General features: G+C 72.2%; 9 protein-coding genes. 6 read left to right on the forward strand and 3 right to left on the reverse strand.

Going from position 1 to position 12,099, the window contains the following annotated elements:
* Positions 1-188 precede the first annotated feature (188 nt).
* On the reverse strand, positions 189-1,781 hold the full coding sequence (locus V6D49_RS16445; RefSeq protein ID WP_340560579.1) for a DUF1254 domain-containing protein: 1,593 nt from the start codon (positions 1,779-1,781) through the stop codon (positions 189-191).
* A gap of 288 nt (positions 1,782-2,069) precedes the next feature.
* On the opposite strand from V6D49_RS16445, the gene V6D49_RS16450 reads away from it, so the two are divergent.
* The 6 genes from V6D49_RS16450 to V6D49_RS16475 are packed head-to-tail and all read left to right on the forward strand — an operon-like array spanning position 2,070 to position 9,923.
* Positions 2,070-3,755, forward strand: coding sequence for an acyclic terpene utilization AtuA family protein (locus tag V6D49_RS16450; protein WP_340560581.1), 1,686 nt, complete (start codon positions 2,070-2,072; stop codon positions 3,753-3,755).
* On the forward strand, positions 3,752-5,350 hold the full coding sequence (locus tag V6D49_RS16455) for an acyl-CoA carboxylase subunit beta (protein ID WP_340560583.1): 1,599 nt from the start codon (positions 3,752-3,754) through the stop codon (positions 5,348-5,350). Before V6D49_RS16450 ends, V6D49_RS16455 begins: the two co-directional genes overlap by 4 nt.
* Before the next feature lie 7 nt (positions 5,351-5,357).
* The gene (locus V6D49_RS16460; protein WP_340560585.1) at positions 5,358-7,346 is read left to right on the forward strand and encodes an acetyl/propionyl/methylcrotonyl-CoA carboxylase subunit alpha; all 1,989 of its coding nucleotides are present in this window, start codon (positions 5,358-5,360) and stop codon (positions 7,344-7,346) included.
* Positions 7,343-8,536 carry an acyl-CoA dehydrogenase family protein gene (locus V6D49_RS16465; RefSeq protein ID WP_340560587.1) on the forward strand — a complete coding sequence of 398 codons (1,194 nt, stop codon included), beginning with the start codon at positions 7,343-7,345 and terminating at the stop codon, positions 8,534-8,536. The genes V6D49_RS16460 and V6D49_RS16465 overlap by 4 nt, the downstream gene beginning before the upstream one ends.
* 41 nt (positions 8,537-8,577) lie before the next feature.
* A complete protein-coding gene (locus tag V6D49_RS16470; RefSeq protein WP_340560588.1) occupies positions 8,578-9,354 on the forward strand; it encodes an enoyl-CoA hydratase family protein in 777 nt (258 codons plus the stop codon).
* Positions 9,342-9,923: a TetR/AcrR family transcriptional regulator gene (locus tag V6D49_RS16475; protein WP_340560589.1), complete on the forward strand. Its 582-nt coding sequence runs from the start codon at positions 9,342-9,344 to the stop codon at positions 9,921-9,923. Before V6D49_RS16470 ends, V6D49_RS16475 begins: the two co-directional genes overlap by 13 nt.
* 89 nt (positions 9,924-10,012) lie before the next feature.
* On the opposite strand, the gene V6D49_RS16480 is transcribed toward V6D49_RS16475, so the two are convergent.
* Both V6D49_RS16480 and V6D49_RS16485 read right to left on the reverse strand, forming a co-directional pair.
* The gene (locus V6D49_RS16480; protein ID WP_340560590.1) at positions 10,013-10,693 is read right to left on the reverse strand and encodes a DUF4276 family protein; all 681 of its coding nucleotides are present in this window, start codon (positions 10,691-10,693) and stop codon (positions 10,013-10,015) included.
* Positions 10,690-11,889 (reverse strand): AAA family ATPase, encoded by a 1,200-nt coding sequence (locus V6D49_RS16485; RefSeq protein ID WP_340560592.1) that lies wholly within the window; start codon positions 11,887-11,889, stop codon positions 10,690-10,692. The genes V6D49_RS16480 and V6D49_RS16485 overlap by 4 nt, the downstream gene beginning before the upstream one ends.
* Positions 11,890-12,099: the final 210 nt, after the last annotated feature.

Consider the following 12,099-nt stretch of genomic DNA (forward strand, 5'->3'; position numbering starts at 1 on the left):
AGTCGTCCTTCACGCTGACCGTCGTCCAGCCGTCCCTCTCGGCCGCCGCGTGTGCCCGCTCCGCGCAGTCGGTCTAGGAGTACTCCCGGACGTCGTCGTCGTGGACGCATCGTCGTTCCAGCTCCCCATCCGGTCGTGCCCGTGCACCTCACCGTCCGTACCGTCTGCGGCCGTGCCGTCGGGCGAGGTCATCTCACCGCCTCGATCTCACCCGGCTTCCAGGTCTTGTCGAAGAACGGCTGCAGCGGGCTGTAGAGCCGCAGGACCACGAACCATCCCCGGCCCGCCACGGTCTGGATCCAGTTCCCCTCCGGTACACCGTCGGGCCGGTCGGGCCCGAAGTGCACCGTGGTCGTGCCGTCCGGGCCGGGGACCGCTGCCGGGGTGGGATAGGCCTGGCTGCCGGCCCGGGGGAACCGTTGCGGGGTGTCGAGCATCGACCGCGTCTGGTTGTCGTAGACGGTGACCGACCAGAACCGGGCGGCGGGAATGTCCGGTGGAAGCACGAGACGGTAGTACGTGCCGCCGTCGAGGGCCCGGCCCTCCCAGTCCGCGAGGGAGAACACGTACTGGGAGCCGACGCCCGGTAGCGGCGCTGTGAACGCCGGGCTGATACCCACAGCCAGGTACCACCACCAGGTCCGCAGGTTGAGTTTCCGGGCGCCGTCGTTCGGGCGGGGCTTGACGCCCCTGTCGGTGATGTCCGCAGGTGGGGCCAGGAACTCGTGGCCGGCCACCAGCAGGCCGTTGAGCCACCGGGAGGAGGTGCCGTAGTAGTGCGCCCCCTCGGCCGGGCGCGGACTGAACGCGAGGGTACGGGCCGTGGCGTTGCCGACCGCGGCCGCCTCGGTGAGGATCTCCCGCATCCGCGCGTCCGGCTCGAACGGTCGGTCCTTGACGATGCCGACCGCGGCCAGCGCACCGGCGATCTCGGGGTCGAGCGCCTCGGCCGGCTGGTCGTGCACGAGTTCGCTCGCGAAGTCGAAGTACGTCGCGTCCGCGGGCGGAACCGTGTTCACGGGAAGTCCGGAGCCCTCGACGAAGCGCGGCGGGTCGGGCCTGTGCAGCGCGGCGGTCCAGGTCCGGGCGGTCCATGGCAGCGGCGGGGCCGTGCCGCCGGTCACGATCTCCCCGATGCTGGTTCCGTAGTACCCGGGGACGTAACGGTGGATGCGCAGGCCCTCCTTGATCCGCTCGACCGCCGGCTTCGGGTCGTCGTTCTCCAGGAAAGCGCGCCCGCCCAGGACGAGCCGCGTGGTGCGGGTGCGGAGCGTGAAGAAGCCGCCCTCGGGCAGAGGGCCCTCATGACCGGGCGGCACGAAGAGGTACCTGCCGCCCGCTCCGCGATCCGGACCGGCCATGCCGGGGTCCGTGACCCAGCGGAACCACATGTCGTTGAGGAAACACAGGGCGAGGGGCGGCACCTCCACCACCAGCGGACCCTCGGTCAGGTCGAGGAAGCTCATGAAGTAGACGGTGTCCGCGTTCCCGGTCAGCACGAGCGTCTTGGGATCCAGGAACTCCGAGAAGAGCAGGACGTCGTGGTCCTGGATCCCCGCCTCCAGAAATCCCCGGCGGGCCGCCCACAGGCTGACGCCGGAATACGCGTCGAGGAAGGCGCTGACCGCCCGCACGTGGTCCACATGGTCGTAGACGCGCTTCGCGGTCTCCTCGGTGGGCACACCCAGCGGGAACTCCAGAGTGCCCAGGCGCGTCTCGACCCGCTCGGGCGTCGAGATCGACTCCACGGCCCGGGACGAGATCTGTCCGGTGCGCTGCAAGGGATCGCTCCATTTCTGAGGTGTGGATGCCGTCCTGTCGACCATGTGCCTCACCCCCGCAGACCACCACCCCGCCGGGGCCATCGGAGGGTCTTCGAACGAGCGGTACGCGGCTCGGCCTCCGGCGGCCACTTCGTCCGGCGGCTGGGCGTCACGCCGCAGAGTTACCGGCGCACGTTCCGCGCTCGGGAGGGGCGGTGGGCGGACCGATAAAATCCAGCAAGCACGCTTGATTGTTTCTTCCCGGGGTGCCACGCTGAGCGGGCGTCCAGGCGGGAGGGGGTTCGCGTGCTGCGGATCGGCAATGCGTCCGGGTTCTACGGTGACCGGTTCACCGCCGTCGAGGAGATGCTGAGCGGCGGCCCGCTCGACGTCCTGACCGGCGACTACCTCGCCGAACTCACGATGCTCATCCTCGGCCGGGACCGCCTGAAGGACCCCGGGCGCGGCTACGCCCGCACCTTCCTGCGGCAGTTGGAGACGAGCCTCGCGCTCGCCCGGGACCGCCGCGTCAAACTCGTCGTCAACGCCGGAGGGCTCAACCCCGCCGCCCTGGCCGACGCCGTGCGGGAGCTGGCCGAACGCCTCGGGGTGCCCACCCGCGTCGCCCACGTCGAGGGCGACGATCTCACCGGGCTCCCGCGCGGCTGGGGCGCGGGCGTGCTCACGGCCAACGCCTACCTGGGCGGCGGCGGCATCACCGCCTGTCTGCGCGGCGGCGCGGACCTCGTCGTCACCGGACGCGTCACCGACGCCGCGCTCGTCAGCGGAGCGGCGGCCTGGTACCACGGCTGGTCCGACGGCGACCTCGACGCGCTGGCCGGGGCCGTCGTCGCCGGGCACGTCCTGGAGTGCGGCACGCAGGCGACCGGCGGGAACTACGCCTTCTGGCAGGAGCTGCCCAAGGGCCCGCCCTTCGGCTTCCCGCTCGCCGAGGTGGCCGCCGACGGCAGCAGCGTCATCACCAAGCACCCCGGCACCGGGGGCGGCGTCACGGTCGGCACCGTCACCGCGCAGCTCCTCTACGAGACGGACGGCGCCCGCTACCTCGGCCCCGACGTCACCGCCCGGCTCGACACGGTGCGGCTCACCCAGGACGGCACCGACCGCGTCCGCGTCGACGGGGTGCGCGGCGAGGCGCCACCGCCGACGGTGAAGGTCGGCCTCACCCGGCTCGGCGGCCACCGGAGCGAGGTCGTCTTCGTGCTGACCGGGCTCGACATCGAGGCCAAGGCGGCGCTCGTCCGGGAGCAGTTGGAGGCCGCACTCGGCAACGAACGCCCGGAGAACGTCCGCTGGGAACTCGTCCGCACCGACCGGCCGGACGCCGCCGTCCAGGAGGAGGCCAGTGCGCTGCTGCGGCTGGTCGTCCGGGACCGGGACGCCGACGCCGTCGGGCGGGCCGTCAGCGGGGCCGCCGTCGAGCTGGCCCTCGCCAGCGTCCCCGGCTTCCACCTCACGGCCCCGCCGGGGAAGGGCGCGCCCTACGGCGTCTTCGAGGCCGCGCACGTCCCGGCCGCCGACGTCCCGCACACGGCGGTGCTGCCGGACGGCCGCCGCGTCCCCGTCCCGCCGCCCGGCGCCACCCGCGGGCCCGCCCCCGTCCCCGAGCCGCCGCTGCCCGCGCCGCTGCCTGCCGGGCCGCTGCGCAGCGCGCCGCTCGGCGCCGTCGCGGGGGCCCGCAGCGGCGACAAGGGCGGCAGCGCGAACGTCGGCGTCTGGGCCCGCACCGACGACGCCTGGCGGTGGCTCGCCCACACGCTGACCGTCGACCGCTTCCGGGCCCTGCTGCCCGAGATGGCCGCCCTGCCCGTCACCCGGCACGTCCTGCCGAACCTGCGCGCGCTGAACTTCGTCGTGGACGGCCTGCTGGGCGAGGGCGTGGCCGCGCAGGCCCGCTTCGACCCGCAGGCCAAGGCGGTGGGGGAGTGGCTGCGCTCCCGCCACCTGGAGATACCCGAGGTGCTGCTGTGACCGTCCTGCCCACCCGGCTCGACCCGACCGCCCCCGAGCACGCCGCGAACCGCGCGGCGATGCTGGAGAAGCTGGGCGCCCTGCACGCCGAACACGCCAAGGCCGTCGCGGGCGGCGGCGCGAAGTACGTCGCCCGGCACCGCGAACGCGGCAAGCTGCTCGCCCGGGAGCGCATCGAGCTGCTGATCGACCCCGACACGCCGTTCCTGGAGCTGTCGCCGCTGGCCGGCTGGGGCAGCGACTACACGGTCGGCGCCTCGCTGGTCACCGGCATCGGCGTCGTCGAGGGCGTGGAGTGCGTCATCACGGCCAACGACCCGACCGTGCGCGGCGGCTCCAGCAACCCGTGGACGCTGAAGAAGGCCCTGCGCGCCCATGAGATCGCCCACGCCAACCGGCTGCCCTGTGTGAGTCTCGTCGAGTCCGGCGGCGCCGACCTGCCCAGCCAGAAGGAGATCTTCATCCCCGGCGGCGCCCTGTTCCGGGACCTCACCCGGCTGTCGGCCGCCGGAATCCCCACGGTCGCCGTCGTCTTCGGCAACTCCACGGCGGGCGGCGCCTACATCCCCGGCATGTCCGACCACGTCATCATGGTCAAGGAGCGCGCCAAGGTCTTCCTCGGCGGCCCACCGCTGGTGAAGATGGCCACCGGCGAGGTCGCGGACGACGAGGAGCTGGGCGGCGCCGACATGCACGCCCGCACCTCCGGGCTGGCGGACCACTTCGCGCAGGACGAGCCGGACGCCCTGCGCCAGGCCCGCCGCGTCGTCGCCCGCCTCAACCACCGCAAGGCGCAACCCGATCCGCCCCTCGCCGAGCCGCCGAAGTACGACGCGGAGGAGCTGCTCGGCCTCGTCCCCGCCGACCTCAAGGCCCCCTTCGACCCGCACGAGGTCATCGCCCGCCTCGTCGACGGCTCCGACTTCGACGCCTTCAAGCCCCGCTACGGCCCCTCCCTCACCACCGGCTGGGCCCGGCTGCACGGCTACCCCGTCGGCGTCCTGGCCAACGCCCAGGGTGTGCTGTTCAGCGAGGAGTCGCAGAAGGCCACGCAGTTCATCCAGCTCGCCAACCAGCGCGACATCCCGCTGGTCTTCCTGCACAACACCACCGGCTACATGGTCGGCAGCCAGTACGAGCAGGGCGGCATCATCAAGCACGGCGCCATGATGATCAACGCGGTGTCGAACTCGACGGTGCCGCACCTGTCCGTCCTCCTCGGCGCGAGCTACGGCGCCGGGCACTACGGCATGTGCGGACGCGCCTACGACCCCCGCTTCCTGTTCGCCTGGCCCAGCGCCAAGTCCGCCGTCATGGGGCCGCAGCAGCTCGCCGGGGTGCTGTCGATCGTCATGCGCGAGTCGGCGGCGGCCAGGGGCACGCCGTACGACGAGGAGGGCGACGCGGCGCTGCGGGCCGTGGTCGAGGAGCAGATCGAGACCGAGTCGCTGCCGATGTTCCTCTCCGGGCGGCTCTACGACGACGGCGTCATCGACCCCCGCGACACCCGCACCGTCCTCGGCCTGTGCCTGTCCGCCGTCCACACCGCGCCCGTCCAGGGGGCGCGCGGTGGCTTCGGCGTCTTCCGGATGTGAGGAACGCATGAGGGAACAGCCGATCACGTCACTGCTGGCCGCCAACCGCGGCGAGATCGCCCGCCGCGTCTTCCGCACCTGCCGGGAGCTGGGCATCGCCACCGTCGCCGTGCACTCCGACGCCGACTCCGGCGCGGCGCACACCGCCGAGGCCGACGCCGCCGTCCGGCTCCCCGGCGACGCCCCCGCCGACACCTACCTGCGCGGCGACCTCGTCATCAAGGCCGCCCTCGCGGCCGGTGCCGACGCCGTCCACCCCGGCTACGGGTTCCTCTCCGAGAACGCCGACTTCGCCCGCGCCGTCACCGACGCCGGGCTGGTGTGGATCGGCCCGCCCCCGGAGGCGATCGAGGCGATGGCCTCCAAGACCCGCGCCAAGGAGCTGATGCGCGCCGCCGGGGTGCCGCTCCTGGACCCCCTCGACCCGGACGCCGTCACCGACGCCGACCTGCCCGTCCTCGTCAAGGCGGCGGCCGGTGGCGGCGGCCGGGGCATGCGCGTCGTCCGCGAACGCGCCGCGCTGCCCGGCGGGATCACCGCCGCCCGCGCCGAGGCCGCCGCCGCCTTCGGCGACGGGGAGGTCTTCGTCGAGCCCTACGTCGAACGTGGTCGGCACGTCGAGGTGCAGATCCTCGCCGACGCGCACGGCACCGTCTGGGCGCTCGGCACCCGGGACTGCTCCCTCCAACGCCGCCACCAGAAGGTCATCGAGGAGGCCCCCGCCCCCGGCCTCACCGGCGCCCTGCGCGCCGAGCTGCACGCGGCGGCCACCGACGCGGCCCGCGCCGTCGGCTACGTCGGCGCCGGGACCGTCGAGTTCCTGCTCTCTGCCGACGGACGGCCGTACTTCCTGGAGATGAACACCCGCCTCCAGGTCGAGCACCCGGTCACCGAGGCCGTCCACGGCGTCGACCTCGTCGCCCTCCAGATCCGTGTCGCCGAGGGGCGGCCCCTGGAGGCGCAGCCCCCGCCGCCGCACGGCCACGCCGTCGAGGCCCGCCTCTACGCCGAGGACCCCGCTCGCGACTGGCGGCCGCAGACCGGCACGCTGCACCGGCTCGCCGTCCCCGGCGGCGTCCGGCTCGACACCGGCGTGCGCGACGGCGACACCGTCACCCCGCACTACGACCCCATGCTCGCCAAGGTCGTCGCCTGGGGGCCCACCCGCGCGGAGGCCGTCCGCACCCTCGCCCACGCTCTCGAACGCGCCCACGTCCACGGCCCCGTCACCAACCGCGCCCTGCTCGTCCGCTCCCTGCGCCACCCGGACTTCGCCGCCGCCCGCCTCGACACCGGCTTCTACGACCGGCACCTGGCCGCGCTCACCGCCCCCGACGCAGCCGGCCAGGGCCTCGCCGCCCTCGCCGCCGCCCTGGCCGACAGCGCCGGACGCTCCCGTTTCGGCGGCTGGCGCAACGTCCCCTCCCAGCCGCAGCGCAAGACCTACCGCGCCGAACCCGACGGCACCGAACACGAGATCCGCTACCTGCGCACCCGCGACGGGCTCACCGCCGAGGACTTCCCCGGCGTCCGGCTGCTGCACGCCGCACCGGACCGCGTCGTGCTGGAGGTGGACGGCGTCCGCCGCACCTTCGACGTCGCCACCTACCCCGGCAGCTTCCCCGGCGCCGGGCCCGGCAGCCCGGTCGTCCACGTCGACTCATCGCTCGGCGCCCACGCGTTCACCGCCCTGCCCCGCTTCCCCGACCCCACGGCCCGCACCGAACCCGGCTCGCTGCTCGCCCCCATGCCCGGCACCGTCGTCCGCGTCGCCGACGGCCTCACCGTCGGCGACGCCGTCACGGAGGGCCAGCCGCTGCTGTGGCTGGAGGCCATGAAGATGGAGCACCGCGTCACCGCCCCGGCCGCCGGGACGCTCACCGCACTGCACGCCGAGCCCGGCCGCCAGGTCGACGTCGGCACCCTGCTCGCCGTCGTCACGGAACCCTCCGGCGACGCCCCCGCGCACCGGCCCGCGAAGGAGACGCAGCCATGACCGCCGTCCCGCACGCCCTTCCGCAGAACGCGCTGATCGAGTCCCGCGAACTGACGGACCTCCGCGCGTCCGTCGCCGCCCTCGGCCGGTCCTACGGACGCACCTACTTCCAGACCGTCACCCGCGAGGGCCGCCACACCGACGCCCTGTGGGCCGAGGCGGGAAAGCTCGGCTTCCTCGGCGTCAACCTCCCCGAGGAGTACGGCGGCGGGGGCGGCGGCATGCGCGAACTGTGGGCCGTGCTGGAGGAGCTGGGCGCGGCGGGCTGCCCGCTGCTGATGATGGTCGTCTCACCCGCCATCTGCGGCACCGTCATCGCCCGCTACGGCACCGAGGAGCAGAAGCGCCGCTGGCTGCCCGGACTGGCCGACGGCAGCCGCAAGATGGCCTTCGGCATCACCGAACCGGACGCCGGCTCCAACAGCCACCGCATCACCACCACCGCCCGCCGCGACCAGGCCACCGGCGACTGGCTCCTCACCGGCCGCAAGATCTACGTCTCCGGCGTCGACATCGCGCAGGACACCCTCATCGTCGGCCGCACCGAGGACGCCCGCACCGGCACGCTCAAGCCCTGCCTGTTCGTCGTCCCCCGCGACACCCCCGGCTTCGTGCGCAACCTCATCCCCATGGAACTCCAGGCCCCCGAGAAGCAGTTCGAACTCGTCCTCGACGACGTCCGGCTCCCCGCCGACGCCCTCGTCGGCGACGAGGACGCCGGGCTCCTCCAGCTCTTCGCCGGGCTCAACCCCGAACGCATCATGACCGCCGCCTTCGCCCTCGGCATGGGCCGCTACGCCCTCACCCAGGCCGTCGAGTACGCCAAGGTCCGCACCGTCTGGAAGCAGCCCGTCGGCGCCCACCAGGCCATCGCCCACCCCCTCGCCCAGGCCCACATCGAGCTGGAACTCGCCCGGCTCATGACGCTCAAGGCCGCCGCCCTCTACGACGCGGGCGACGACACCGGCGCCGGGGAGGCCGCCAACATGGCCAAGTACGCCGCCGCCGAGGCCAACATCAAGGCCGTCGACCAGGCCGTCCACACCCTCGGCGGCAACGGGCTCAGCACCGAGTACGGCCTCGCCGCGCTCATCAACGCCGCCCGCGTGGCCCGCATCGCGCCCGTCAGCCGGGAGATGATCCTCAACTACGTCTCCCACCAGTCGCTCGGCCTGCCCAAGTCCTACTGACCCCGCCGTCCTCCCGACCCCCGCCGAAGGTGCCGCCCGCCATGACCGACGCCACCCGGGACGTCACTCCCGAGCCGCAGGACCTCGTGCTCAGCGCCGACGAGCGCGGGGTCCGCACCCTGACCCTCAACGCCCCCGAGCGCCGCAACGCCCTCTCCCTGCCCCTCATGACCGCCCTGCGGGACGCCCTCGCCCGCGCCGCCGCCGACGCGGCCGTCCGCGCCGTCGTCCTCACCCACACCGGCAACACCTTCAGCGCCGGCGCCGACCTCAGCGGACGCGGCGGCACCCCGCACGACCTCGTCGCCCTGCTGCGCGCCCTGGTCGAACTGCCCAAACCCGTCGTCGCCCGCGTCACCGGCCACGTGCGCGGCGGCGGCCTCGGCCTGCTCGGCGCCTGCGACCTCTCCTTCGCCGCGAGCGCCACGTCCAGCTACGCGTTCAGCGAGGTGCGCATCGGCGTCGCCCCCGCCGTCATCTCTCTGCCCCTGCTGCCCCGCCTCGACCCCCGCGCCGCGACCCGCTACTACCTCACCGGCGAACGGTTCGACGCCGCCGAGGCCGCCCGCATCGGGCTCGTCACCGAGGCCGCCGAGGACGTCGACGCCGCCCTCACCCCCGTCCTCGACGCCCTGCGCCGCAGCTCGCCCCAGGGCCTCGCGGCGGCCAAGCAGCTGGTCACCGCGGAGGTGCTGCGCGCCTTCGACCGCGATACCGATAACCTCGCCAGCATGTCCGCGCGACTGTTCGGTTCGGCCGAGGCCCGCGAGGGCATGACCGCCTTCCTCGAACGACGGGAACCCACGTGGGCGCAGTGACGACCCCCAAGCAGGACCGCAGCCGGGCCACCCGGCAGCGCCTGCTGGAGTCGGCCGTGACCTGCCTGGCCGAGCACGGCTGGACGGGTAGCACGGTCACCGTCGTCGCCGAGCACGCCGGCGTCTCCCGGGGCGCCGCCCAGCACCACTTCCCGACCCGCGAGGACCTCTTCACCGCCGCCGTCGAGTACGTCGCCGAGGAGCGCTCCGCCGAGCTGCGCGCCCTTGACGGCGAGCACGGCACCCACGCCGCCGTCGACGCCCTCGTCGGCCTCTACACCGGCCCCCTCTTCCGCGCCGCCCTCCAGCTGTGGGTCGCCGCCTCCAACGAACCCCAGCTCCGCCCCCGCGTCACCGACCTGGAGGCCCGCATCGGCCGCGAGACGCACCGCATGGCGCTGCGCCTCCTGGGCGCCGACGAGACCCGCCCCGGCGTCCGCGAGACCGTGCAGGGCCTCCTCGACATGGCCCGCGGCCTCGGCCTGGCCAACCTCCTCACCGACGACAGCGCCCGCCGCGCCCGCGTCGTCACCCAGTGGGCCACCCTCCTGGACGACGTCCTGCCCTGACCCCTCCCCGCCCACCCCTCCCGGCCGCCCTCGGCGCGCTGACGGAACCGGAGCTGAGGTGTCCTGAAGCATCACAGAGGCGAGCAGCTCTAGCGATCTCGCGCAGCGTCGGCGGTGAGCGCCCGTACGCCACTGAGGAAGGTACGGAAGCTGGGAGACCTGTTCTTCTCGACGCTCAGCCTGGGGCCGATCCGACGTCCCCATTCCGGCTTGGAGGCGATCCTCACGCCGCTGGAGCTCAATGCCCTCTCGAAGGCGTCGGAGGCCTTACCCGCAGGAAGATCCGGGTTGTCCCGGTACGCCCTGGGTACTTCCCGGGCGACCTTGGGGAACGCCTCGCGTACGGCGCCCCAGTCGCCGAAGTACCAGCTCTCCAACTCGCGTATGGCAATGCGGTTCAGAACGTCGAAGCACCCCGCGTCGTCGGAGTCCACCCGCGGCGTGAGACCGGCCTGTCGTGCGTAGCGGTCCAGATCCTTCTTGAGCGTGGCGCAGTCGTCGTTGTCCCGGTCCAGCAGCACGACCACCCGGACATCGCTACCGCGGCGGCGAGCGGCGGCATAGCCGCGCAACCGGTCCGGCAGCTTCTTCAGCAGGTCGGGTTTCCCCTGGAACCTTCGGACCCGCAACCGGACATGGCTGTCCTCGAGAACCCTGGCGAGTAACGGCTTGAGGGCCTCGCTCGCGGATTCCTCCTCGACCAGCACCTCCAGCTCGACCGTCGGACGTGCACCCGCCTTCTGCGCCCGCCGGCCCTTTGACCCCTTCACTCCTCAGCTCCTGGATCGTTCACGGACGTCCTCGGCTCCGGCAGGTTGTCGAAGTAGCCTTCCTGCCAGAGGTTTCCCAGCTGTGCTCCGTTGTCCATCATGTCAATGACCGTGGGAAGTTCGTTCGGGCGGATCACCTGCGTGAATCCGGACTCGTCACGGTAGAGCGCCACTACTTCATCGATCTTGCAGGAGTTGATGAACTCCTGTGAGTGCGTGGTCACCAATACCTGGGACTTTGCGCTGGACAGCCGACACTGATCAGCGAGGCCGGGCAGAACCGTGGGGTAAAGGTGGTTCTCCGGTTCCTCGATGCCGATGAAGGGTGCCGGGTCGGGGTCGTAGAGGAGTGTGAGGTAGGAGAGAAGTTTGAGCGTCCCGTCCGAGGCATTGCTGGCCAGCACCGGATTCTCGAAAGGGGCGTCCTTGATGAACAGGATGAGTCGGCCGTCAGGTGAGCTCTCGTAGCCGACGCTCTCCAACGCGGGGACGGTATCGGTCAGTGCCTCGATGATGGTGGTCAATCGGCTGGGATGGTTCTCCTTGAGGTACTGGAGGACGTTGGTGATGTTGTCACCCGACTGGGAGAGCCGTTCCTGGGGGCCGGCGGCGGGCGATTTGCGTTCCTCGGCTACGGAGAGATAGGAGAGGTACCAACCCGAGATGAAGCGGCGCAGAGCCATGACGCGTGGATGCGACCGGAACTGACCCAGCGCGTTCACCGCGAGTGTGTCCGGGCTGTCCAGGTACTCCATCGTCTTCGCGCCGGTCTCCTCGTCCATGACATAGCCCTGGCCGGATTGGAAGTCGAGGATATGGCTCGGCCTTCCCTGAGCCGCACCCCGTGTCCAGCGCAACTGCTCCCGACTGACGACCGGACGGCCTTTGGACTCCGAAAGCTCCAGCCGGTAGGTCAGCAGCTTGGCCTTCGGGTTTTCTCGGTAGGAGATCTGGATGGCCACCGGCCCACTCGCACCACGCGAACGCAGCTCCCGTGCCCCGCCCCGTCGATCCCAGGCGCTACGGACGCCGCGAGTGAAGCAGGTCTCCAGAAAGGCGAAGACATCGAAAAGCGTCGACTTTCCGCTGCCGTTGGGACCCACGAGCACCGTGAAGGGCTTGAGTTTCTTGATATCCACGTCCTGGAGGACGCGGTAGTTCTCAATCTTGATCGCCTCGATCACGGGAGGCCGCATGAACTCTCCTTGCCCTGTCATGGGTTTGACGAGTCGGTTTGGATGCCGACTGGCCACTGCCGTGCCCAGGGTGCCGACCATGTGAACGTGCCACTCAGTCGGGCGCCGGCTCATGCACGGTTCCGCCGGGACATCGTAGATGAGTGGGCAGGTGTGGCGAGCTTCCCAGCTTGGACAAGGGACCTGTGGGTGGCAGTCCCCACCCACAGG

This window comes from Streptomyces sp. GSL17-111, assembly GCF_037911585.1.
In the GTDB taxonomy this organism is placed as follows: Bacteria; Actinomycetota; Actinomycetes; order Streptomycetales; family Streptomycetaceae; genus Streptomyces.